The sequence below is a fragment of the Amycolatopsis sp. NPDC021455 genome (genome assembly GCF_040640995.1).
GTDB lineage: Bacteria > Actinomycetota > Actinomycetes > Mycobacteriales > Pseudonocardiaceae > Amycolatopsis.
The window spans coordinates 272,270-293,553 of record NZ_JBFACT010000004.1 but is presented as its reverse complement, the minus strand read 5'-3'; the positions used below and the strand labels follow the sequence as shown (position 1 = coordinate 293,553).

The following is a 21,284-nucleotide window of genomic DNA, read 5'->3' as shown; positions in this document are numbered from 1 at the left end:
TTCTTGATCCATGGCAACAGAAACCATCGTCCGCAAGACGTGCGACTGGTGCAAGACGCGTCACGGACGTAGCCGGGACGCTGCCGTCTTCGACGAGCAGTTCGGCCTCTTCGGCAAGCAGTGCAAGATCGACCTATGTGGCGACTGCTACACCGAGTTCGACAATAGCTTCCGTCCATGGTTTGACGCGGCACAGCATCTCGGGAAGCAGCCCAAGCTGGAGATCCCGCCAGACATGAACCCGTTCCCCAACGTGGGCGTCTTCACAGACCGCGGGTTCCAGCGACCGGACCCGCGCGTAGATGTCGTCTGGTGGCGGACACCCGCAGGCGCGAATACGGCGACCAAGGCCGAGTACAAGGCGGCCCGCGAAACGATCTGGAAGTGGGCAGAAAACGAGAGGGTGGACGGCAAGCCGCGCTTCGGGAAGATCTCGAAAACTCACACTGGCGTACTGCCCGACAAAATCGGGTTTGCGTGGACGCGGGAGGTCTGGGTCCCCATGCAGGCGCTGGCTGAGGAGACCGTCGAAGAAGAACAGGCGTTGATCCCGCCGATCGGCACACCGCCCGCTGCGGCGAAGCCTCGGCGACGGCGGGTAACAGCCGGAAAGGCGAGGTGAACGGGATCATGCCCAAAGCCAAGAAGGCGCCCGAGGAGCCGGCAACCGACAAGGAGAAGTACCTGGACGACCCCTTGTATCGGATGTGCAGAGAGGGCCACACCTGGCGGCGAAGTGGGTGGCAGCAGATCTACAACCACCCTCGCGCCAACGTTCAACGCACGGCGCAGTGTATGAACAAGGTTGGGAAGCGCCAGTGCAAGTTCCAGAAGGTTGAGCTGGCGTTCCGGCACCCGGACGGCGCCGTAACGATCCTGAAGCCCGCGCAGAAGTACGGCGATAAGGACTACCTGGTCAAAGGTATCCGGATCTATCCGCGCGATGTGCGAGCGCACGAGATCAACGCGGTATTCGTGGCCGAGGAAGCGAAGCAGGAAGCGGCACGCAGCCGCGCACGGGTCGGCGGGTCGTCGCCGAGCGCCCGCGTTCCCCGGAAGGCGCCCGCGGCGCAACGCCGACGCAAGAGCACCTGACCAGGTTTTGCGCAGGGGGTACCGCGCAAAACGTTACCACCGTGCGCACCCCCTGCGCACCATTCGCGTTCGCGGCTATCGTCGCCGCGCGCGCTGGCGCATATCAACGCATTTCATTGTTCGGGGGCGCAAACACGAGAGGTTTTCACGTGCCCAAATTACGAGTGGTTTCCTGTGCACTGCCGCCGAGTCTCCGGCCGAGTGAGCCACGCCGTCGCTGGTTGCAAGCCATCGCCGACGGTGAGATGAAAGCCTTTTTGGTGAAGACGGTGCGCCGGGGCCACGAGTTCGTGACGTGGATGCCGCAGGGCGACAGCTGGGCCGTCACCTGGTTGATACGAGACGAGGTCGCCGGACTGTGGGAGACGGCCGTGGACATCGCACCTCTGGGGGAGCTGCACCGGATGTACCTCACCGACCGCGGTGAGGTCGTACTCAAGGAGATGGAGCGGGTTCTGGCCGCTCGGGGAAGGGGAAAGTAATGGCGGATTCGCTGAAGCCGACGGGATGGTCGAATGGCCTCCTGGGCAGTGGGCTGGTACTGCTGTTCATCGGCGTCGTGGTGGGCCTGGTCCCGCACTCGGACAACACGTCGGCTCCGTGCGGGAGTGTGTTGTTCGGAGGTTCGGTCCCGGAGGACCGGGTTCTGGCGTGCGAGTGGGCGGTGCGGGGGCCAACGTGGTGGCTCTGGCTCCTGGTTGTGGTCGGGGCGCTTGCCGTGCTGTGCGGGCTCATCACACGGCGCCGGCCGGCACGCGCGTCGTCGTAAAAGGGGGCAAGGACCGGGGCTCGGCACCCCTGGAGTGCCGGGCCCCGGCAGCCGAAAGGATAGTCAGACGGGCATGGAACTGCACCGAAGCCGGTATGGGATCGGCCGTGACTCGCGGCAGGACGGGCGATGGTACGTCTGGGCCGGAACTCGACTGCTCGGGTTCGCGGACCTCAACACGGAGAAATCCACCCCGAAGTGGCGGGTGTGGGCGCAAGCCACGCCCCGGATCAAGGCCTGCGAGATTCCCGGCGGTGCACGGAGTGTGGACGAGGCGATTCGGATTCTGGGCACCGGAAAGGGGTAGCTGTCATGGCGCAAGGAAATCCGGCGGAGTTCGTTCGGGCCCAACTGGCGCTGGGGGGCGTCCAGGCGCAGGTGTCGGCCCGGACGGTGGCATACCAACGACTGAGCCACCATCCCGACTGGTCGGTTTCGGTGTACTGCGCCGCCGAAGCCAAGGACCCGGCCGTGCGGCTGTTGCGGGCTCTCGGGCTGCACCGCTACCACGATGAACCGATCAACGAAACTCAGGTCTGGATACAGATGCTGTTATCCGCCGAGGCTTGGCACGCGATCCAGCCGTGACTACCGCTTGCGACGCTGCGACCGCAGCCTTCGGCGTTCGGAGACGAACTGGCGCAGGTCGTCGACGCGGTACCTCGGTCCATCCGGTGTCGCAATGACGCGCAGGCCTTGTTCGCGCCACGCGTAGATCGTGCGCCGGGCAACCCGCATCTCGGCAGCTGCGAGATCCGCGGTCAAAAGATCGGTGTCAACGTAGGTACTCCGCGATGGGACCACCCATGGTTGTCCCATCGCGGCCATCGCGGCATCGAGGTCGGCGCAGACATCGGGGTCTACCCGCAGCAGATGGTGGCGGTAGATCTGCGCTACTCGCCGGGCGCGTTCAAGTACGGTGTCGGCCGGCCAGGGCCAGGTCCTGCTCATGCCCACGCCTCCGGGGGCACCGGTGGTGGGAACACATCCACGACGATCCCGCGGGGGAAGAGCCTTTGGAACGCAGCAACGGCATCCCGGGGGGTCGCGGCATGCAGCTCGAAGTACCTGGCGGTCATCCCGCGATTGGTGGACAGGAACTTGACAACGTAGAGATCGGTCGTCGGGTCGCTGGCTATCCTGCTCATTCGTTCGCCTCGACGATTTCGTAGGTTGAATCGAACACGTCCGGCTTGCAGGGGTAGAACTCACCCTTCACGCCGCGGATCACCCAGTCTCCCGGGGACACCTTCATCGGCCCCTCCAGGGTATTGATCCTCACCTCGTAGTCCATGCCGCGCCACACCGCAGCGATATACCCCGGACCGACACAGGAACGCACCCACTGCACAATCAGGTCAGGATTCCCCTCGGTCCACCTCATGGCCTGGACCTCGACTGGTCGCTTGCGGAAGAGCGCAGGCCGCTCCAGTGGCCCCGCATCTCGTGTTGTGGTCACCCCGGCAGGCATGCACTCGTCTCGGAGGCGGCCGTGGAGGACGCGAACGGCGTGTACGGCTTGCTGCGGTACGACTCCGTTCCCGATCAGCTTCAGCTGCTCGTTTCGGCTGATGCCCGGAACGTCGGTGACGCGGCCAGGGATGCCCATCATCCATTCGGCGAGGGCTGGGTTGAGCACACGTCCCCCGCGGGCGCCGATCACGGTTGGCGCCGGCGGCGGGACGCCGATGATTCGTTCCCATCGGCGGATCGCTTCGGCGTAGACACCCCAATCCTGGCCGCCGTCTCGTTGAGCGGACGAGAATTCGTCGCGGCCACTCCCGTGCCCGACTTCCAGTCCCGGGTGGTCGGAGTGGGGAGGAGCGTCACGGCAACCATGGGCAACATCGGATCGCCTGAGCTGCCGCGCATGTTCGGCCCCCCCTTGTAGCCGTCGGTCGCTCGCGGTGTCGGGAGCATTGTCAGGAGGCATCCGGAATCTCCTTGTGCGTCAGAAGGTTTGTCGCTGTCTGGAGGTTCATCCCGCCTTCGCGTCCCTGCCTTCCCGGGCCGGTTGCACAGTTGGCGTGAGGGGTCGGCAAGAGTCCACTCGACTTCATCGGCGAGGGTTGGGCCATGCCCCCCCCCGCTTCCTCTTCTCCGGATGCTGCGAGCCGCCGTTGGTTGCTAGCTGCGCTGTCGGCGTCTTCAGCAACGACGAAGAGGCGCTTCCGAAGGTGGGGGGCTCCGACTTCGGAAGCGGCCACAATCCCCCACGTGAGGCGATACCCCAGGTCGGCAAGGTCTGCGGAGACAGTGTCGAAGCCACGCCGAAGATGTCCGGGGACGTTCTCCAGCACGACGATTCTGGGTCGTAGTGAGCCAATGGCGGTTTTGATCCAAGGCCAGAGGTGGCGGGGGTCTGCGGTACCAAGGCGCTTCCCTGCGTCGGAGAAGGGCTGGCAGGGGTAGCCAGCGGTCAAGATGTCCACGGGCTCGACGGTGGCCCAGTTGACGGTGCGGATGTCGCCGAGATTCGGAATGTCGGGGTGGTGGTGGTTCATCACGGCGATGGGGCCGGGTTCGATGTCGGACCACCACGCCAGCGTGGCATCGAACACCTTCTGCACGGCGAGATCCAGTCCACCATAGCCAGTGCAAAGCGACCCGATGGTGACCGTCATCCGTTCGGGAACTTCCGTTCGCTCAGCTCCGTCGGGCGCTTCATGGGGCGCATCCACTCCGGCACTGGGACACCGGGCGCAGCCTGGACATGCTCGATTGCTTCCAGTGCGCGCCCGCAGACGCAGTTTCCGGCGCCGGAGTGGATGTCGCGGGCGTAGACGTGCGGGTCGTTGTACTGCCCGGGAAAGGGGCCTTGTGCACCTTCCCAGCCAGGCATGATCTCGGGAGATCGACTCATGCGACGTTCAGTCCCTTCTCTTCGCGGTCGACAAGGATCAAGCAGAGGCGTTCGTATTCGGTCCAGCTGTAGGTCCTGTTGCAGTCGCGGCACTCAATCAGTTCGCTGCCGTCCTCGCGGACAAGGTCCATGGCGTCGCATCGGGGGCAGGGAACCGGTAGGTGGTGCACGAGCTTGGTTTGCCCGAGGAAGAGCCGCGCTTTGTAGCTGAGTGACAGGAAGTTGAGTGCTCCGTCCAGGCCGTCGCGGGGGGCGACGTAGCGGTGGCCGTACTCCCAGATGATGTGCTTCTCGTCGCGGAGGGCCAAGAAGGCGCTCAAGGAGTTGCCGATTAGCCGGCATGCGCGGGTGAGGCGCCAGCCCGGCCGGGTACCTCCGTGGGGATGCCAGTCGACGTTAAGCACCCGGGCGAGGCTGCCCGCCCAGGCGTCGGCCTCCTCGACCATGCTGCGTTGCAGGGCTTCGATGTGCAGTCGAATGGGGACGGGGAGATCCTTGGTCATCCGGACGGGTTCGCCGCCGACGGTGGAGCCCCCTCCCAGGATCGCGTTGAGCTGGACGTAGTCCTGCGGAAGGGCCTGGACCGCCTGTTCAACGTGCCTGGCGCAGGTGTCGCAGAATCCGTACTCGGCGGGGATGGCGCGGCCGACGATGACGCCATCGACCTCTTCGCGGTTGGCGCAGAAGCGCCCGCGGCGACAGCGGTGGTCCATTTCGTCCTCCGTGAGGTAGGCTCCGAAATGGTTCAACGCTTGGCTGCTGCGAATCCCGTAGACGAACCCCCCGGCCCCCTTCCCCGGGGGGTTCGTCGTGTCACTTGGTCCGGGATGCCACGATCTGACCGAGGATGGCGAGCGCCTCGGGTTGAGTGAAGCCTTCTCCCAGTAGTGCAACGTACAGCTCGCGTAGCTCGTGCGCGGCCATTCGGATTTCGGCTCGGGGTTCCACGTTGTTCATCGCTCTTCGTCTTCCCGTTGCTGTTCACTGCGCACGAAGCAGAATCCCATCGCACCGGCACCGAGGGCGGCCCAGAACACTTGGCCGCACATTGTCCAGATGAACAGGCCGATCATGAACAGGGTGAAGCCTAGGCCGGCGTAGAAGCCAGTACGGGTCATGAGTTGATATACCTCTCTGCGCGTTCGCGGAGCCAGTGGCCCTCCGGGAACCGGTGGAACCGGTGGCCGCATGCGTCGCATACCCAGAACAGAACGCCGTCGTAGGCACCCCGAATCTCCATGCCGATCACTTCGTCGTAGTCACAGAGTGGGCAATTCTGGTCCGTGTGTCGTCTTCTCCATATCCGGCGTCGATCAGCAGTTGCACGACGTCCGCCAGCAGCATCCGGACGGGAGGCATTCGTCGGCCGCTGAACTGGTAGGGGTAGCGGTCGGGACGCAGCGGGTAGCGGCCCGAGCTGGCCAGCTGGCTGAGGTCGGCGAGGGTGAGCCACGCCCACCAGTCGCCGGGCTGGGACTTTCCCTGCCGTCGCTGAACGAAGACGCCGAATGCTGCGCCGGCCGCCAAGGTCATGCCCCGAGTCTGGTTCAGGATGCCGTCGACCTGCGTGTCGGTCAGGGCGGCAACGTGCTTGCACTGCCAGACGATGTCACCTGTACCGCGGATGTCGCCGCGGTCGGCGCTGACGTGCTCGCCGGCGCGGAAGCCGGTGACCACGGCGCGTTCGGCGTCGGGCCACCAGGTCCGCAGGTACTTCGCCAGACCGAGTTCGGCGCGGATGCCTTTCTCGCGCGCAGCTCTTCCGCGCGCCTGTGCTGTGTCGGTCACGTCTTCTCGCTTTCCTCCCTGGCAGCGCTCAGGATCTCGGCGATCTCGCGGGCCCAGGTCCCGCGAGCGGTGTTGGCTTCCACGAGGGCGGAGTGGATGTCGCGAAGCGCGGTTGCGGCGTTGAAGGTGGCGGCGTGCATGGCGGCGAGGATGTTCACCATGTCCTTGGCGTGCCGCTCCAGGGCGATCAAGCTGGGCGGGGACTCGTCCCTCACGGACGGTTCCTTTCGGTCTTTCGTGGCCATATCAGGCCGCGGTGGTAGTTGCAGATGTGCCGGTCGACGGCGTCGATGCATCGCCGCCACGGGTGGGTGTCGGGTCGGTAGCGGATGCGGTCGGTGAACCGGTCGAAGTGGTGGGTTCCGCTGCTGCGTGGGCAGACGTCGCAGCGCCAGCGGTAGGCCGCGCCCCGGTTGCCCCACGTGTGGGACCGGGGCACGTACCAGATCCGGATGAAAGCCATCAGAAGGGTTGGTTGTCGCGTGTCCACTGATCGTCGGCGGACTGCGCCGAGCGGGTGGCCTTCTGCACTTTGCAGGTGGCGTACCGCATGGACGGGCCAACCTCGTCCACCCGAAGCTCAACAACGGTGCGCTTCTCGCCCTCAGACGTCGTGTAGGCGCGTTGGACGAGGTTTCCAAGCACCAGGACGCGGTCACCCTTGGCGAGGCCGTCAGCGACGTTCTCGGCGGCCATGTTCCAGACGCTGCATCGAAGGAAGAGGGCTTCGCCGTCCTCCCACTTGCCGGTCTGCCGGTCGAACGTTCGCGGGGTGGACGCCACGGTGAAGTTGGCGACGGCGGAACCGGATGGGGTGAAGCGGATTTCGGGGTCTGCGGTCAGGTTGCCGACGACGGTGATCTTCGTTTCACCTGCCATTACAGGAACTCCGTCTCGGGACACTCAGCCCAGGCGATCGACTTCTGATCGTACTGGGTGCGCAGCAGTTCCAATTCCTGCCGAAGCCGGTCCCGGCCGGCGTCCGGTACGGCGGCGATGCAGGCGTTCTGATACGGCGAGTCGGGCGCTGAGTACCAGTCGCCGAGGATCTCCGTGGGGATGAGTCGCATGATGGCGCGGAACTCGTGGATGTAGGACGCCCACTTCAGCTGCGACAGACGATCGTCGGAGTTGCCGATCGAGATGTAGACGACACTCACTTCGCCTCGCCCTTCCGGGCCCGCTGGTCGCGTCCCTCGTGCACGAGCTTCTCCACCAGGCCCTCGTCCTCGGCGATGGATCGGACGAGGTCGCGGGCATTCTTGGTGGCCGCGAAGCCCGCGGAGATCCCAAGGAGGACGGCGGTGATCAGCCGGACGATGTCCGTGGCGTGCTTGATGTTCTTCATGATTCCTGTTCTCCGCGGCTGAACAGCCGCCGGCGGTCGGGCCCGGCGAGGACGGCGCGGGTGGCCATCTCGGACAGGCGGGATGTGACGCGGTCGCCGAGGGACATCTTGAGGTTGGCGACCGGGACGTTGCTGGTGATCAGAGTGGTGAGCTGGTGTTCGTAGCGGAAGTTGATCAACCGATAGTTGATCTCTTCGGTCCACTCGGTGGCCTTGGCGGCTCCGAGGTCGTCGACGACGAGGACCGGGATCTTGGCGAGCTTCTCGAATTCGGCTTCGGGGTCGACGCTGGGCCGGGGGCGTAGCCGGGCGTAGGCGTCGGCCGCGGTGGTGAAGCTCCAGCCGCAGGCGGCGCCGGAGAGCGCCAGGGCGGCGATAGCGCCGTACGCCTGGAAGGTCTTGCCGGTGCCGGTTGGGCCGAGCAGCAGCAGGGACGGCCCGGTACGGATCACCGGCATGTGGGGCTGGCGGACGTTCGCCAACACGTCGGCAACCCAGGCCGTGACGGCAGGGGCGGTAGGCATGGCGCGCCGGTACCGCTCCGGCAGTCGCTTGGCGAGCCGCTCGGCACCGTCGCGGATGTTCTCCGCCATGACGACCGGATCGGCGCCGAGAGTGTCCGGCAGCGTCGGAATCGCCGCTGTCATCACAGTTCTCCGTAGTAGTCGTTGGGATCGTTCGGGTTGCGGAACCCGAGGTGGCCTTGCGTAGGCGCGGGATCGTCGTCCCAGCACCCCTGACTCAGCCACGTTGACGGGTGTTTCGTGAAACGGGGGTTCTCACCGCGCCGTTCATCGGCGTAGCGCTTCGCTCCGGCTGTGATCGTGGTCGGGTCAGCCCCCTCCCGGACTGCCTTCTTCCACTTCTCATAGGCGGCCTTCTTTCCGACGCGGCGCGGGTAGACGGCGTAGAACTCTTCGAAGCCCGCGTCCGGGGAGCCAGACAGAGTCTCCTTCTTCATTGGTTCGGGTCGGGTCGGGTCGGGTCGGGGGGCAGAAGAGTTTTTAGTACGTTCTAGATCCGGATTGAATCCGTTTTTAATACGGATCGAGGCTCGTAGCGTGAGTCCTGCCTGCTCAGGGGTCCTTTGCCCTTTTCTGCTGTTGCAACTGCGGCATGCCACGACCAGGTTTTCGGTTGTGTTGGGCCCGTCCGGGTCGACATGGTCATATGTGCCGCCTGCTCCGGAGCGTCGATCTGCCCAGTTGACAACCGTCCCGCAGTAGCGGCAGCTGTCCCCGTCGCGGGCGCGGACTGCATCGAGCAGGGCCGTGTCTCGGTGCATCGCCGCGCGGCGGATATCCTTTGCGCGCTTGGCCTTGACTTGCTCGGCCGTTGGGTTGTAGTCGGTCCAGTCGTGGAATTGGAAGCCTCCGCGGGTTCGCTGCCATAGCGCGCGGTCCACGAGTTCCCGGATAGCTGTCTCGGGATCGCCGCAGAGCCGGGCGGGCAAGTTGGCCGGCACGAACCCGTTGGTGAGGTTGCGTGCGGACCAACTTCCGGCCCGGGTCCAGAGCGCCACGGCGCTATCCGAGAGGTCGAAAACCTTGCGGTGGTCGTAGAACCCGTCGTCGATCTTGAACCACACCACCGGACGTACCCTCGATCTTCGATCTACTTAAGGCGGCTGCATGACCGTCGTTGCCCCCTCAGGCGGCCTCGCGCCACTCGGGGAGGCGCTTGGTCCGTCGCCCCTTGTTGACCATGCCGACGAGGACCTCGGCCATGGCATCGGCGATGTTGGCGCTGCGCAGCCTTCGCAGCTGGCGGGCGTCTCCGATGACACCCAGCGGTCCACCGTCGTGCGTGGACAGGTCTGTAGCCAGCTTGCGCAGATCCAGTTCCTCACCGTACCGAAGAACTACCAGGCCGAGGCCCTTGATCAGCTCGGCGCGGACGCCGTGTTCGTTCATCCCGAAAGCGACGGTGAGGACGTTGACCACGGTGTCGCAGGCGTCGAGGTTGCCGCCTTCATAGATCTTCGCCCCGTCGTAGACCCACTCCAGGGCTCCGACGGCGCTGAAGTGCCCGCGGCTGACGGCGCCGGTAACCTTCCAGCCGTTGCGTTCGAGGATCTGATTGAGTGCGACCGCTTTCGGGTCGCCCTCGATGACGCGCACGGTGAACTTGCTGGTCGGCCGGACCGTCTTCGTGTTGTTGTACAACCTGAACAGCTTCGCCTCTTCCGCCAGGGTCAGGCCCTCGAAGAGTTTGCAGTCGGCCTCGTATTCGCCGTGGCCGGCTTCCTTGAGGGCGGCCACGCGGGTCTGGCCGTCCACGACGTGGAAGGTGCCGTCGGCGCGGTGGCTGACGATGAGTGTGCCGAGGGCGGCGAAGTCCAGCTCTGCCGCGATGGCACGTGCTCGCTTGGGGTCGATGGCTCGCTGGACGCGGCGGTCCACCGTCAGGTGATCCACCCGGATGGTCTTGATTGTGGGTTCTTTCATGGCTGCGTATCTCCTTCCTGGGTGATCCGCAAGTACCTGCGGATCTTGGACAGTGCGTGAATTCCCTTCGTCAACGCACGGTCGAAGTTCTTGCGGTCCTCCTCGGATAGGTCGGGGTCGGCGCTGGTGATGGTCTTGAGCGCGAGGTCGATTCCGTTCATGTCCGTCGCGATGGCTTGCAATGCATCGCGCGAGATGACGCCACTGTCGTTCCTCGACGCATGAATCCGGTCGCGCCGAGCACCGGGGGCTCCGTCCTTTTCGCGTGGTGCGGCCCCCCGAGGGCGCATCCCGCTGGCGACCTTCCGGACGAACTCCTCTTGCTCTTCTGGAGGCAGGCGGACGACGCGATCGGCGGTGGCGAGCGGAACCTTGCCCTCCTCCACGAGCGCAGCCACTTCTGGAGTGCCGCGCTGAAGCACGCTGCGAGCCCGCTGCACCGCGGTCCGGGAAACCTTGAGCAGATCCGCCGCCTCCTTCTGCGACGGCGGCGGGTGCTCAAATGCCTCAGCTGAGGCATTTGAATCCCGCTCACGTTCACCTGGGGCCCGGATCGCGATCTTCCCCGCGATGACGGCGCGCTGAACGTCAGTGAGGTGCCGCCGGTGCAAGTTGAGGCTGATCACGTACACCCACGGGTCGCCGTTGTGGGTGGCGAAGCGTGGTTCCACGCCCGCGTCACGACAGGCCATGAGCCGGTGGCGGCCGTCGAGGATCTCTCCGGACGGCGTGAGCATGATCGTCTCCAGAAGCCCGTTCGTCCGGATGTCCTCCACCAGCTCGGCAAAGTCCTCTTCGGACATCAGCGGAAACAGCTCGGCCGCCGGATGAACCTTCGCTACGTCAGGCCGCCACGCGAGGGCTGTCATGCGATGTCCTTTCCGTTGACGCCAGCGGTGAAGTCGACGGGCTCCCAGCTGCCGTCATCGCGCAGCCAGACGTAGTGACGGCCGAAGTGCTTCCAGAGCAAGGCGGGCATGTCGGCGGGGTCGCGCGCTTGCCGAACGCTCCACCCGTTGGCGTAGGACTTCAGCGGGTGGGCATGGATGTAGCCGTGACAGCCGGTGGTGCCGGAGCCACAGACGTGCAGCAGGTTCGAGACTCGCCACGTTCCACCCTGCGACCTGTTCTTCCGGTGCTGGATGTTCGTCGCCTTGCCTCGCCCACACACCTCGCACATGCCGTCGCTGCGGGCGGCGACAATGCGGCGCGCTTGGGTGATGTTCATACGCAGTCCGCTTCATCGCAGCCGGCGGCGTCGTCGGCGCGATGCATCGCCGACGACTCGGCCCCCGCCAGATCCATCAGGCGCATCCGGAGGTTGTGCAGGTCGCCGTTGGCCTTCAAGAGATGGCCAGCCTGCGACAGCCCGCGCTGTTCGAGGTCTTCGTTCCGCGCTTCAAGCCTGCGGATTTGAACCTTGAGACGAGCAACCTCATAGAGCAGCTTGCCCACCTGGATATCGGCCGGCTGGTCATCCGCATCGTGGTGATGCAGGTGAATCGCATTGTGCTCGAACACGATTTGCTCGGCAGTGTCGCGCTCGTGCGCCGTGAAGATCGGCTCGTCGTCGAACTTGCCGGGGTTTTCCGCATACGCGTGGATGCCATAGTGCGTGCCAACACGCCAGCGGCGGGTATCCGCTGTCATCGTATGTCCTTTGTGGAGTCTGGCCTAGATTCCTGCTCGGCCTTCGGCGTGCATCTTGTCGACTTCGCGGGCCGAGGCAACGAACGTTCTGCCGTTCGCTACCTGCTCCCGAAGCTGGAGCAGCTGAGCCTTGTGCGCTTCGGCTTCCGCTGCGGTGACCAGGCGCTCCAGGTAGAGCGCGGCGATCCGGTCGTCGGCTTCGGCGATGGTTTCGGCTGTCGCGTGGGAAACGCGCTCTCCGTCAGCTTTCGCGCGAAGAATCGCTTGCGCACGCGCGGACTTGTGTGCAGCCTCCGCTTTCGCTGCTGCGACAAGGATCCCGCGATACTCGGCGGCCTTCTGCTGATACTGGCGGCTGACGTTCCCCAAGTGCTCCAGGGGTTCCGTCACTCCAGTTCCGCCTCCGTGAGGATGATGAGGCCCCGTGCGACGTTGGCATCACGTCGAATGAAGCCGCCTCGTTCCAGCGTGTTGAGTTGGTGGATCACCGAGGATTTGGAGCGGAGCTTCACGCCGTCAGCGATTTCGGCGACGGTCGGCGGGTAGCCGTTTTCCTTGATGTAGGTACGGATGAAGTGCAGGATGGTCCGCTGCGTGTAGCTGAGGATCACGACGTGGACTCGCGATCCGGCATCCCGTCCGCTCGGAGAGAAGCGAGGAAGCCGTTGAGCATGGTTCCCGGCGCATCGCGGATGTCCTGCTCGGTCCGGCGAGCGAACTCGTGCATGACGTCCAAGAGCGGCCATCCCCGCTCCGCGGCGAGATCCTTGATCTCGGAACGGAGGCGGTCCGCGGCGGAATCGGGTTCCCGCTCGGCAACGCGGTTGCGGACTTCCTCCTGCGAAGCGACACCCTTGCGGGTGTCCGCGGCGAGCGCGGCGACGATCGCGCGCCCCCAGGCCGCGGTTTCGGCGTTCTGCAGCTCGCTGAAGCGGGTGTAGGGGGTTCGCCCGGGAACGGGTTCGTAGGCCATCCCGACGCCCGGTGTCGGATCGTCGGGATTTCGGTAGGCGGCAGCCACAACGACGAGGTACATCTGGTCGCCGATGCGCTCGATCGCGTAGGGCGCACTGGTGTTGACCGGGCGCAGGCTGCCTTCGGGGTACTTGGCCCGGAACTCGGCGATGCGGCTGGCGACGTCGTTGTAGTCGCCCAGGTCGACGGCCATCACGCATCACCGTCCAGCAGCCGCGGGCCGGCGATCTCGTGCCACCGCTCGGCGACGACGGCCTGGTAGCCGGGCTCTCCGCGGAAGGAGATGTAGGGGTTGCCGTAGCGAGCTTCAATGCCGGGGATGACCTCGGCGGTAGCGAAGTCGATTGCGGCGCCGTGACGCTTGACCGAATCGAAAATCTTGTCGAGGAACGCGGGTCGGATGCGCTGCTCGATCTCCTCGGGGCAGTGCTCGGCCACCCAGTCGAGCAAAGCGCGCTCGTTGGTCACGGTGGGAGTGGTGCGACCACGCGTCTTCGTGAACTTGCCGAGGCGTACCCCGTCGGGAAGGGTCGCCGCCTTCGAATCACCTTCGTCCATCGCGGACAGAAGCTGTTCGTTGATGTCCATTTCGAGGTCGCGGATGCGCTCCTTGAGCGCCTTCAGGACGGCGAGAGTTACAGCCTGGTCCCGGATATCGACTGCCTGATCGGTCGTGTCTGATCCCTGCCTGCGGGTCGTCGGTGGATGACGTTCGGTCTGCTAGAGCGGCAATTCCATCTTGCCGGTGCGGAACTCGCGTCGCGTGTCGAGCAGCTCTCGGCCGCGCTCCCACTGGTCGGTGGCCTCAGGGAGTGCCTCGACTGCAGTGATGCTGACCTCCGCGGTAGTCGTGCCGTCCCTCGCGAGGGTCGTGGTCCGGACGCATCGGATACTGGCGATGATGAGCTGTTCGCGGGGCGGCTTGGCAACCAGTTCGTCGAAAATGTCCTCCAGGCCGCTGTCGGCCGGGAGACGCCCTGTGATCTTGATGGGCATGTGCGCTCCTCGGGGGTGGGGATGAGGTGGGGGCGCGTGCGTCGGGATCACCCGCCCCCACCCCGGTCTGTGTCAGCCGGCCGAGGCCAGGGTGCTGATCGCGAAGGCGTGGCTTGCGGGGATCTCGACGCCGTGGACCTTGAACGACTCTTCGAACTCGCGGTCGGTGGCGTCGTAGCCAGCCTTGACCAGCAGCGCCCACGCTTCGATGGGGTCGAGCTGGGTCCAGATGAGCATGAACACGTCCTCGACGAGGATGGTGGTGCTGGCCCGAACAAACATGCTGGTCGGCTTGAGCTGGAGGGGTGTCCCGAAGTGGAGGGCCCAAGCGATCACGTCGTCGAGGTGCAGAAAGTGCATCCGCACGCCGGTTTCGCCCTCCCGGCGCACCTCGGTGTTGTGCGGCCGGGGAAGCTCGGCGTAGTCGCGGATGACGTCGCGGAACGCCTGCGCCCGCCTGTCGATCTGATCGTGGAACATGATGGTCATCTCCGGGAAGGCCCTTCTGAGCTGCTGCGTCTGTCCTCTGTGGCGAGCGGGTGATCCAAGAACCAGGTATGCGCCTCGTAGAGCGCGCAGGCATAGCCGGGAGTGCGGTGCCGGTAGTTCTGCTGGATCGCGGTCCGGTGGGGAACGGGGAGGCGATACCAGCACCTGTTACACGCGAACCGATGCTTCGGAACCGGAGCACCGCACCCACCCGGGCATTCGTGGGTGCGGCTCATGCGACTACCGATCGGCGGTCGGCGTGTCCTCCTCGGGCGCGTCGCCGGGCTCGGTGAACTGTGGTGTCGGGTCCGGGGCAGGCTGCGGGGTCTCCTCCGGCGCGTCGTTCGGCTCCGGCGGCTGCTCCTCGTCGGGCGCGGCGGCAACCGGCCACGCCTGCCGACGCAACTGTGTGACAATCTTGCGGTTCTTCGCGAGGACTCCGTTGAACGTCGGGGTGTCGCGGTTCTTCAGCAAGATCCCGCTGAGGTCATCCGGGACGGTGATGCCGGCGACGTCGAACGGAGCTTCGGTGATGGGCATGTACTTCCTCTCTAGCTGAGCCACACGATCGCGATGCTGGCCATCAGGACAACCAGCAGCACGGCGGCGGCGATGAACATCTTCATGGCGGCCTGTCCGATACGGGTGAAAACGGCATCGGCGTACACGGCGCGCGTCTTGTCGATCAGTCGGAGCTGGCCACGGACCACCTCACGGGCCCGGCCGCGAATCTCGGTCACAGCGCCGACCCGGCCTCGTCGGGCAGGTACACCCGCCGACGAACCGGCTTGGCGGCGTGGCGGGGAGTGTAGTTGCCCATCCCGAGGTTCTCGATCGGCCACGGCGGCACACCCCAGTGGTAGCGCTGCCAGATCGCGGCGACGGTCCGCAGCTCGATATCGCCTTTGTGGCGGCGGTGTTGGCCGCCTCGCCTGGGAATGGGATGATGAGTCTGAGTCATCGGGGTTCCTTTGCGGGGGATCGAGCGCGGTCGGGAATGGGTAGCGTCAGCCCGGCCGCGCGCAGGTCAGTGGGCGCGCTTGGCCGCTCGGGCAGCGCGGCCCTGTTCCTTCGTGGCTTCCTCGATGAGCGATGTTTCGTACTCATCGATGGATCGCCGCGTAATCCAGGTCCGGCCTCCGTGCTTTACCCGGGCGAGCTTGCCGTCCTCGATGTAGCGGTACACGGTTGACCGGTCGATCCGGAGATACTCCACCGCCTCGTCGAGGGGTACCGCGTTCCGTCGTAGGAACTCGGGCATGGACATCTGCCGCGTCTCGTCCGCGGTGGCCAACACTCGGGCCCTCCTCTCCGTTCTTGGTCCCTTCCGGTCGACGGTCCGCGCGTGCGCTTGGGCGGGTCGTTGTTTCCGTCGAGCGGGGCCGGTTGGGGCTTCTGTGACCCTTGCACGACGACACGCCGAAGATCAAGAAATCTGACAGATTTTACCAATATTGCGCTATAGCGCCTGGTCACGCGACATCATGCGATCCATGTGCCCGCTAAGTAACCGCCGAAATCCCCCGATCGGGAGGTATCTGCACCTGCGCTTACAGAGAGATGCTGACAACATGACTGCGACACCGTGCCAAACTGTCCGACAGGCGTGACTACGGCGGCAGACACCAGGCGGCAAACCTCGCCGGGCGTGAGCCTCCGGGGAGCAAAGGAAGGTCGAGAGCGATGTCGAACGCGAACCCGACGCAAAGCCAAGAACTGTCTCCCGAGTTGAACCATCTTCGGCAAGTGCGAGCGCTTTTCGAAAAATATGGTGTCGCAAAGAACAGGGTGAAACGCGCCGAAGAAGTCGGCGTGGACCTGCACGTCATCAACCGGATCTTCAAGCCGGGAACGGCAACATACGTCGGGATTCCAAAGTCGGAGAGAATTTCCGCAATCGCCACATTCCTCGGATGCTCGTACAACGAAGTTTTCCTGGCGTTCGCAAAGGACTTATACCCGCAGACGCAGGACTGCGCAGAAGTGGTTGAGCGACTCCTGCGGCTCACGGTCAACATGTCCGACCGCAAGCGACGCGCAATTGTCGAACTTGCCAAGGTGGTGGATGCGGCTACGACAGAGCAACGTGCCGACGTCGTTCGTTACGCCAAACGGACGGTTCCACTCTGGGTGACATCGACCGAAAGTGTCACTTCGGATACGACGGAATAACTGCCATCTGCACCTTTGGTGTGATATTAGTGCATCTGCATCATTTGATGCCGCCGTCTGGGTACCTCACGTAACCCAGATTCCCGTGGCGCCACCCATGGCTGCCCGGTGGTGCTGAGAGGGGATGGACGCGTGACGGCACTGAGGCTCGTCGTGGGAGATGCGAAGCAGAAGCTACCGGTGGAACTTCGGCCAGATGCCGAGGGGGCAATCACCGAGGTCCGGCTGCGACCGTGCGGGAAGTTCATCCTACTGACAGCCGAGGACTTAACGGTGATTAACCAGCTTCAAGGCACCGAGGTGCCTAACGCCGAAAGTCACCCCTAGTCAACGATTTCGCGGGGTCGAGATCCGGGTGGGCATCTCGACCCCGCAAACCGTTCGTATTTACGCCGCCGGCTTCTTGTCGATAGGCGTCGGCATGTTGTCGACCACGGCGAACCGCCCCTGGCCGACGACGTTCATCCAGGCAGACATCTCCTCGACCTCCGCGTCCGTCACGTATTTCGTCGTCGTGCTGAGGTTGGTGTGCCCGAGCATCTTCTGGACTACCTTGATCGGCGCCCCGGTGGCCGCCAGGCGCGTGGCGGCGCAGTGGCGAAGATCGTGGAAGCGCGGGCGGGGCTCGCGGACGCCGGAACGCCGCCACGCGTTGCGCCACTGCCGGCTGATGTAGCTGGGATCGATCGGCTTGTTCCGGCTGTTGCGGACCACGTGATCCGTGCCGTCGTCACCCAGCCGGGTACCCCGCAGTGCCTTCAGCATCGCGACGGCGCGGGGCGTCAGCGACACGAGCCGCTCGACGCCGGTTTTCGTGCTGGCCCGACGCGTGCCTCCGGGTTCCATGACGTCGCGGACGAGGACCGTCGGGATAGGGCTGTTCAGATCGAACCGCCGCCAGGTCAGGCCGCAGATCTCACCCGCGCGAAGCCCGCAGTCGTAGGCGAGAACGAACGCCACCACCGTCCAGTCCGGGGCGTGCTGGCACACCTTGTCGAAGGTGTCGGGCCCGATCACCTCGGGGTGAATGAGCCGCCGAACCTTCACGGATTGCCCCTCCGTTTCATCCTTCGGGCAGTACCCCTTCTTGACGGCCCAGCGGAAGACCTGTCCGAGGTAGAGCAGCCGGTTCGCCCGGGTCGCGGGGGCGCGGCCGGCGTCCTTCTCTTTCAGGTCCCACTCCCGGTAGGTGTCCCACTTCAACTCCGGCATCGGCGTGTCGCCGAATCGGCGCATCAGGACGTTGAGGTAGGAGCGCCGGGACCGGCAGGACTGCGCGGTGCCGTCCTGGAGGGGCAGCCACTCCTCGACCACCTGCCGGAAGGTCTTGACGTCGGGCTTGTGGGTCTGGCGCTGGACGGGGATGCCCTGGGCGATCAGGGCGCCGTCGAGGCGGGCTTTGTACTCCTCGCGCGCGAGGAGGGCGGAGGACTCATCCGGCCAGGTACCGCGGGAGCCGGGCTCGGGGTTCTTGACCCAGAGCTTCTCCTTTTTGACAGGGTGCCAGTAGTAGATGCGCCACCGGCCGCTGGACAGCTGCTCCGGCGCCGCCTCCTCGTTCTTCGGGGCGGACTTCCGGCGGGTCTTGGTTGTCATCGCGTGGGCTGCCTCTCGCTTGCGCACGCGCGGCGTCCCATCGGTGACGGTAACCGGCCGACCGAAGCTGATCAACTCCGTGGGAAATGTATTCCCACGACCACCGTGCCCAGAGCTCCCATGATCACGATTACGGGCCTCTGACCTGCGGCGATCCTTGATCATCTTCGTTGGTCGTCCCGGTGTGCCGTGAAGGCCTCCTTACCGGCTCTTATGGCCGGGAAGGAGGCCTTCACGGACTTTCGGCGACGGGTGGCGGTCAGGAGGTGACGCGGGCTTCGGCCGCGTCCCAGTCCGCTGCGCCGGACGGCTCGTAGTGGTGGACGGTCTGGGTCTCGCGCACCAACGCCCGCATCGTCGCCAGGTCCGGCAGGTCCTCGCCCAGCGCGCGGGCCTGGACCAGCACGTTTCCCAGCGCCGCCGCCTCGACCGGCCCTGCCAGGACCGGGACTCCGCACGCGTCCGCCGTCGACTGGCACAGCAGCGCGTTGCGGGCGCCGCCGCCGACGATGTGGACCACGTCGACCCGGCGGCCCGCCAGGACTGCCGCCTCGCGGATCGTGCGGCGGTGGGCCAGGGCCAGGCTGTCCACGATGCACCGGACCACCGCGGCCCGGCCCTCGGGCGGGCGCTGGCCTGTCGCCCGGCAGGCCGCCTCGAGACGCGATGGCATGTCGCCCGGGGGCAGGAACACCGGGGCATCGATGTCCACCACCGCGGCCAACGCGGGTGTCTCGGCAGCCGCCGCCAGCAGGCCGGGCAGTTCCGCATCGGGGCACGACCACGCGCGCAGTGTCTCCGACAGCACCCACAGCCCCATCACGTTCCGCAGGAACCGGATGGTGCCGTCGACGCCGCCTTCGTTGGTGAAGTTCGCGGCCAGCGCGGCGTCACCCAGCTCCGGCGCGGGCAGCTCCAGCCCGGCCAGCGACCAGGTGCCCGAGGAGATGTAGGCGAAGTTCGTCCCCGGTGAGGCCGGCACCGCGACCACCGCGGACGCCGTGTCGTGCGAGCCGACCGCCACCACCGGCAGCCCGGACAGCTCCCGCGCCGGGCCCACCACCGTGCCGGGGTCGCGCAGCGGCGGCAGCAGCCGCGGCGGGATGCCGACGCGCGAAGCGAGCGAAGCAGCCCAGGCCTGTTCGCGGACGTCGTACAGCTGCGTGGTCGACGCGTTCGTGCGCTCGGCGCCGATCGACCCCGTGAGCCAGTAGTTCAGCAGGTCCGGGATGAGCAGCATCGTGGCTGCCGCGTCGAGCCGGTCGCCTTCGGACACCAGCTGGTACAGCGTGTTGAACGGCAGCTGCTGCAACCCCGTGACGTCGTACAGCTCGCGCGCGGACACCGTGGCCGCCACCTTGGCGGGCACGCCGTCGGTACGCGGGTCGCGGTAGCAGACGGGGTTGCCGAGCAGCGCGCCACGCTCGTCCAGGAGCCCGTAGTCGACGGCCCACGAGTCGACGCCGACGCCGTCCAGCGGGCCGGCTTCCCGGATCCCGGCGAGGGTCTCGCGGTACAGCCCCAGGATGTCCCAGTACAGCGCCGGCCCCGCGCGGACTCCGCCGTTCGGGAACCGCCGGACCTCCTCGACGGTCAGCGTGCCGGAACCGACCGTCCCGGCCATCACCCGGCCGCTGGACGCGCCGAGGTCGACCGCCGCCACCCGCTTCACGGGTTCACCACGGACAGCTCGAGGCCGAGCAGGTCCGCGACGGCCGTCAGCTCGGCGACGCGGTGCCCGGTGCCCAGCGCCCAGTGGTGCGCGATGCCGCTCGCCGACCACGCGTCCGTCCACTCCCCCGGGTCGCAGCCGAAGTCCACGCGGGACGTCGTGTTGCCGATCCGCAGCAGTGGCCCGGGCACGACGGTGCCTTCGGACGCGATGAGCGTGAACGTCCCGTCGCGGCGCTGGCCGAGCCCGCACAGCGTCACCGGGCCGTGCTTGACGTCGAACTCGACCGACACGCCCCACCCGCGCTTGCCGTGGTAGACGCCCAGGCCGCGCAGCAGCGGCTTGCGGGCGCTGATGCCGAGGTGGGCCGGGCCGTCGTGGCCCATCTCCACCACGCCGTCACGGAAGTTCAGCGCCTGCAGCTCGGTGAACGAGCCGCCCGCGCCGAGCCGGTCCATGACCAGCATGGCCAGCGACGTCCGCAGCTCGTACTCGCCGACGGCGGGAATGCCGCGCGCAGTGAGCAGCGATGCGCCGAGGATGAACCCGGCGCCGACGCGTTCGTGGGTTTCGCCGTCGAGACCCCGATGGTAGTAGGCCAGGGAATCCAGCGAGAAATCCGCAACGAGCCGGTCGAGGGCGACCGAGACCCGGGCACCCCAGGCGAAGTCTTCGTCCACAACGGACTCGTCCACAGTGAACACTTCACGGGCCAGCGCCACCCGGGCGGCGGTCTCGTCGTCGGAGACCTTCTCGACGCGGACCCGCAGGTCGTCGACCTCCAGGATCTCGACGTGCCCGCCGAGCTGGGCCGACACCAGCGTCGGGTCGGTGGAGACGTCCATCATGCCCGGGTAGAGGTGCCCGAGCAGGCCGTGGCGGCCGTGCCGCAGCGCCGCCCGGACGCCGGCCGCCTTGATCCAGCGCTCGATCCGAGTCCAGGCGCGTTCGTCCTCCAGGTAGCCGGACACCGAGCGGAACTCGACGCCGAGACGGCGGAACGCGTTGGCCATCTCGGGCAGCGGGCACGCGCCGCAGTAGGCCAGCCAGGCGCCGGTGTCGAAGGACTCGTGGTCCATCACCTCGGTCGGCTGCAGGTTGAGCAGCAGGACCGGCGCGCCCGAGCGCTGCGCGACCGGCGCCAGCATGCTGGACGTCAGGTACGTGGTGAGGAAGCCGATGATCAGGTCGCACCCGGCCACCCGCAGCTTCTCGGCCGCGGCCGCGCCTTCGACCGCGTCCGAGACGAACCCGGCGTCGACGACCTCGCAGTCCATAGTGGACAACCGCTCGGTGACGCGCCGGGCCGAGGCCCGCAACTGGGGCAGCAGCGACGGGAACTGCGGCCAGTACGCACCGAGCCCGCCGGAGACCAGGCCGACGCGGGTGCGGCGCGGGGTGATGCGGTCGATCATCGGTCCTCC

36 protein-coding genes are annotated in these 21,284 nt (G+C 66.2%); 6 read left to right on the top strand and 30 right to left on the bottom strand.

The window, feature by feature from the left end; genetic code table 11:
• Nucleotides 1-10: 10 nt before the first annotated feature.
• From AB0G28_RS08800 to AB0G28_RS08785, 4 genes are all read left to right on the top strand, one after another.
• Nucleotides 11-622: a hypothetical protein gene (locus AB0G28_RS08800; RefSeq protein ID WP_361084932.1), complete on the top strand. Its 612-nt coding sequence runs from the start codon at nucleotides 11-13 to the stop codon at nucleotides 620-622.
• Between the two features lie 8 nt (nucleotides 623-630).
• Complete coding sequence (locus AB0G28_RS08795) at nucleotides 631-1,095, top strand: hypothetical protein (RefSeq protein WP_361084929.1); 465 nt, start codon at nucleotides 631-633, stop codon at nucleotides 1,093-1,095.
• Nucleotides 1,096-1,316: 221 nt separating this feature from the next.
• Nucleotides 1,317-1,577, top strand: coding sequence for a hypothetical protein (locus AB0G28_RS08790; protein ID WP_361084926.1), 261 nt, complete (start codon nucleotides 1,317-1,319; stop codon nucleotides 1,575-1,577).
• 599 nt (nucleotides 1,578-2,176) lie between these two features.
• On the top strand, nucleotides 2,177-2,452 hold the full coding sequence (locus AB0G28_RS08785) for a hypothetical protein (RefSeq protein ID WP_361084923.1): 276 nt from the start codon (nucleotides 2,177-2,179) through the stop codon (nucleotides 2,450-2,452).
• Here AB0G28_RS08785 and AB0G28_RS08780 read toward each other — a convergent pair whose 3' ends face one another.
• Nucleotides 2,453-2,815, bottom strand: a complete 363-nt coding sequence (locus AB0G28_RS08780) for a hypothetical protein (protein WP_361084920.1) — start codon at nucleotides 2,813-2,815, stop codon at nucleotides 2,453-2,455.
• Between the two features lie 193 nt (nucleotides 2,816-3,008).
• Nucleotides 3,009-3,248, bottom strand: coding sequence for a hypothetical protein (locus tag AB0G28_RS08775; RefSeq protein WP_361084917.1), 240 nt, complete (start codon nucleotides 3,246-3,248; stop codon nucleotides 3,009-3,011).
• A 108-nt stretch (nucleotides 3,249-3,356) separates the two neighbouring features.
• Here AB0G28_RS08775 and AB0G28_RS08770 point away from each other — a divergent pair, with 108 nt between their 5' ends.
• The gene (locus tag AB0G28_RS08770) at nucleotides 3,357-3,755 is read left to right on the top strand and encodes a hypothetical protein (protein WP_361084914.1); all 399 of its coding nucleotides are present in this window, start codon (nucleotides 3,357-3,359) and stop codon (nucleotides 3,753-3,755) included.
• 31 nt (nucleotides 3,756-3,786) lie between these two features.
• Here AB0G28_RS08770 and AB0G28_RS08765 read toward each other — a convergent pair whose 3' ends face one another.
• The 25 genes from AB0G28_RS08765 to AB0G28_RS08645 all read right to left on the bottom strand — a co-directional run bounded on the left by AB0G28_RS08765 (nucleotide 3,787) and on the right by AB0G28_RS08645 (nucleotide 15,717).
• The gene (locus AB0G28_RS08765; RefSeq protein WP_361084911.1) at nucleotides 3,787-4,488 is read right to left on the bottom strand and encodes a DNA cytosine methyltransferase; all 702 of its coding nucleotides are present in this window, start codon (nucleotides 4,486-4,488) and stop codon (nucleotides 3,787-3,789) included.
• Between the two features lie 235 nt (nucleotides 4,489-4,723).
• Nucleotides 4,724-5,440, bottom strand: coding sequence for a hypothetical protein (locus tag AB0G28_RS08760; RefSeq protein WP_361084908.1), 717 nt, complete (start codon nucleotides 5,438-5,440; stop codon nucleotides 4,724-4,726).
• Nucleotides 5,441-5,680: 240 nt separating this feature from the next.
• A complete protein-coding gene (locus AB0G28_RS08755) occupies nucleotides 5,681-5,845 on the bottom strand; it encodes a hypothetical protein (RefSeq protein ID WP_361084906.1) in 165 nt (54 codons plus the stop codon).
• A 127-nt stretch (nucleotides 5,846-5,972) separates the two neighbouring features.
• Nucleotides 5,973-6,515 carry a hypothetical protein gene (locus AB0G28_RS08750; RefSeq protein ID WP_361084903.1) on the bottom strand — a complete coding sequence of 181 codons (543 nt, stop codon included), beginning with the start codon at nucleotides 6,513-6,515 and terminating at the stop codon, nucleotides 5,973-5,975.
• The gene (locus AB0G28_RS08745; RefSeq protein ID WP_361084900.1) at nucleotides 6,512-6,730 is read right to left on the bottom strand and encodes a hypothetical protein; all 219 of its coding nucleotides are present in this window, start codon (nucleotides 6,728-6,730) and stop codon (nucleotides 6,512-6,514) included. Before AB0G28_RS08745 ends, AB0G28_RS08750 begins: the two co-directional genes overlap by 4 nt.
• A complete protein-coding gene (locus AB0G28_RS08740) occupies nucleotides 6,727-6,978 on the bottom strand; it encodes a hypothetical protein (protein ID WP_361084897.1) in 252 nt (83 codons plus the stop codon). Before AB0G28_RS08740 ends, AB0G28_RS08745 begins: the two co-directional genes overlap by 4 nt.
• Nucleotides 6,978-7,394, bottom strand: coding sequence for a single-stranded DNA-binding protein (locus AB0G28_RS08735; protein WP_361084894.1), 417 nt, complete (start codon nucleotides 7,392-7,394; stop codon nucleotides 6,978-6,980). The genes AB0G28_RS08740 and AB0G28_RS08735 overlap by 1 nt, the downstream gene beginning before the upstream one ends.
• The gene (locus AB0G28_RS08730; protein ID WP_361084891.1) at nucleotides 7,394-7,675 is read right to left on the bottom strand and encodes a hypothetical protein; all 282 of its coding nucleotides are present in this window, start codon (nucleotides 7,673-7,675) and stop codon (nucleotides 7,394-7,396) included. Before AB0G28_RS08730 ends, AB0G28_RS08735 begins: the two co-directional genes overlap by 1 nt.
• A complete protein-coding gene (locus tag AB0G28_RS08725) occupies nucleotides 7,672-7,863 on the bottom strand; it encodes a hypothetical protein (RefSeq protein WP_361084888.1) in 192 nt (63 codons plus the stop codon). Before AB0G28_RS08725 ends, AB0G28_RS08730 begins: the two co-directional genes overlap by 4 nt.
• The gene (locus AB0G28_RS08720) at nucleotides 7,860-8,510 is read right to left on the bottom strand and encodes an ATP-binding protein (protein ID WP_361084885.1); all 651 of its coding nucleotides are present in this window, start codon (nucleotides 8,508-8,510) and stop codon (nucleotides 7,860-7,862) included. The genes AB0G28_RS08725 and AB0G28_RS08720 overlap by 4 nt, the downstream gene beginning before the upstream one ends.
• Entirely contained in the window at nucleotides 8,510-9,454 is a 945-nt protein-coding gene (locus AB0G28_RS08715) for an HNH endonuclease (RefSeq protein ID WP_361084883.1), read from the bottom strand. Before AB0G28_RS08715 ends, AB0G28_RS08720 begins: the two co-directional genes overlap by 1 nt.
• A 58-nt stretch (nucleotides 9,455-9,512) precedes the next feature.
• Nucleotides 9,513-10,280, bottom strand: coding sequence for a DUF6551 family protein (locus AB0G28_RS08710; RefSeq protein ID WP_361084880.1), 768 nt, complete (start codon nucleotides 10,278-10,280; stop codon nucleotides 9,513-9,515).
• 26 nt (nucleotides 10,281-10,306) lie between these two features.
• Nucleotides 10,307-11,179: a ParB N-terminal domain-containing protein gene (locus AB0G28_RS08705; protein WP_361084877.1), complete on the bottom strand. Its 873-nt coding sequence runs from the start codon at nucleotides 11,177-11,179 to the stop codon at nucleotides 10,307-10,309.
• Nucleotides 11,176-11,538, bottom strand: coding sequence for an HNH endonuclease signature motif containing protein (locus tag AB0G28_RS08700; RefSeq protein WP_361084874.1), 363 nt, complete (start codon nucleotides 11,536-11,538; stop codon nucleotides 11,176-11,178). The genes AB0G28_RS08705 and AB0G28_RS08700 overlap by 4 nt, the downstream gene beginning before the upstream one ends.
• Nucleotides 11,535-11,960 carry a hypothetical protein gene (locus AB0G28_RS08695; RefSeq protein ID WP_361084871.1) on the bottom strand — a complete coding sequence of 142 codons (426 nt, stop codon included), beginning with the start codon at nucleotides 11,958-11,960 and terminating at the stop codon, nucleotides 11,535-11,537. Before AB0G28_RS08695 ends, AB0G28_RS08700 begins: the two co-directional genes overlap by 4 nt.
• Before the next feature lie 24 nt (nucleotides 11,961-11,984).
• On the bottom strand, nucleotides 11,985-12,350 hold the full coding sequence (locus AB0G28_RS08690; RefSeq protein ID WP_361084868.1) for a hypothetical protein: 366 nt from the start codon (nucleotides 12,348-12,350) through the stop codon (nucleotides 11,985-11,987).
• Nucleotides 12,347-12,571: a hypothetical protein gene (locus AB0G28_RS08685; RefSeq protein WP_361084865.1), complete on the bottom strand. Its 225-nt coding sequence runs from the start codon at nucleotides 12,569-12,571 to the stop codon at nucleotides 12,347-12,349. The genes AB0G28_RS08690 and AB0G28_RS08685 overlap by 4 nt, the downstream gene beginning before the upstream one ends.
• Entirely contained in the window at nucleotides 12,568-13,128 is a 561-nt protein-coding gene (locus AB0G28_RS08680; RefSeq protein WP_361084863.1) for a hypothetical protein, read from the bottom strand. The genes AB0G28_RS08685 and AB0G28_RS08680 overlap by 4 nt, the downstream gene beginning before the upstream one ends.
• Nucleotides 13,128-13,523: a hypothetical protein gene (locus AB0G28_RS08675; RefSeq protein ID WP_361084860.1), complete on the bottom strand. Its 396-nt coding sequence runs from the start codon at nucleotides 13,521-13,523 to the stop codon at nucleotides 13,128-13,130. The genes AB0G28_RS08680 and AB0G28_RS08675 overlap by 1 nt, the downstream gene beginning before the upstream one ends.
• Before the next feature lie 132 nt (nucleotides 13,524-13,655).
• Nucleotides 13,656-13,931: a hypothetical protein gene (locus tag AB0G28_RS08670; protein WP_361084857.1), complete on the bottom strand. Its 276-nt coding sequence runs from the start codon at nucleotides 13,929-13,931 to the stop codon at nucleotides 13,656-13,658.
• 72 nt (nucleotides 13,932-14,003) lie between these two features.
• Nucleotides 14,004-14,420, bottom strand: coding sequence for a hypothetical protein (locus AB0G28_RS08665; RefSeq protein ID WP_361084854.1), 417 nt, complete (start codon nucleotides 14,418-14,420; stop codon nucleotides 14,004-14,006).
• Nucleotides 14,421-14,660: 240 nt separating this feature from the next.
• Entirely contained in the window at nucleotides 14,661-14,960 is a 300-nt protein-coding gene (locus tag AB0G28_RS08660) for a hypothetical protein (RefSeq protein ID WP_361084851.1), read from the bottom strand.
• Nucleotides 14,961-14,971: 11 nt separating this feature from the next.
• A complete protein-coding gene (locus AB0G28_RS08655) occupies nucleotides 14,972-15,160 on the bottom strand; it encodes a hypothetical protein (RefSeq protein ID WP_361084848.1) in 189 nt (62 codons plus the stop codon).
• Entirely contained in the window at nucleotides 15,157-15,381 is a 225-nt protein-coding gene (locus AB0G28_RS08650; RefSeq protein ID WP_361084845.1) for a hypothetical protein, read from the bottom strand. The genes AB0G28_RS08655 and AB0G28_RS08650 overlap by 4 nt, the downstream gene beginning before the upstream one ends.
• Nucleotides 15,382-15,447: 66 nt before the next feature.
• Nucleotides 15,448-15,717, bottom strand: coding sequence for a helix-turn-helix domain-containing protein (locus AB0G28_RS08645; protein ID WP_361084843.1), 270 nt, complete (start codon nucleotides 15,715-15,717; stop codon nucleotides 15,448-15,450).
• Nucleotides 15,718-16,103: 386 nt separating this feature from the next.
• Between AB0G28_RS08645 and AB0G28_RS08640 the strand changes: the two genes are divergently transcribed.
• On the top strand, nucleotides 16,104-16,592 hold the full coding sequence (locus AB0G28_RS08640; protein WP_361084840.1) for a hypothetical protein: 489 nt from the start codon (nucleotides 16,104-16,106) through the stop codon (nucleotides 16,590-16,592).
• A gap of 387 nt (nucleotides 16,593-16,979) precedes the next feature.
• On the opposite strand, the gene AB0G28_RS08635 is transcribed toward AB0G28_RS08640, so the two are convergent.
• The 3 genes from AB0G28_RS08635 to AB0G28_RS08625 form a co-directional block, all read right to left on the bottom strand.
• The gene (locus tag AB0G28_RS08635; protein ID WP_361084837.1) at nucleotides 16,980-18,263 is read right to left on the bottom strand and encodes a tyrosine-type recombinase/integrase; all 1,284 of its coding nucleotides are present in this window, start codon (nucleotides 18,261-18,263) and stop codon (nucleotides 16,980-16,982) included.
• A 184-nt stretch (nucleotides 18,264-18,447) separates the two neighbouring features.
• Nucleotides 18,448-19,851 carry a rhamnulokinase family protein gene (locus AB0G28_RS08630; protein ID WP_361085301.1) on the bottom strand — a complete coding sequence of 468 codons (1,404 nt, stop codon included), beginning with the start codon at nucleotides 19,849-19,851 and terminating at the stop codon, nucleotides 18,448-18,450.
• Between the two features lie 5 nt (nucleotides 19,852-19,856).
• Nucleotides 19,857-21,275: an L-fucose/L-arabinose isomerase family protein gene (locus AB0G28_RS08625; RefSeq protein WP_361084834.1), complete on the bottom strand. Its 1,419-nt coding sequence runs from the start codon at nucleotides 21,273-21,275 to the stop codon at nucleotides 19,857-19,859.
• Between the last annotated feature and the right edge of the window lie 9 nt (nucleotides 21,276-21,284).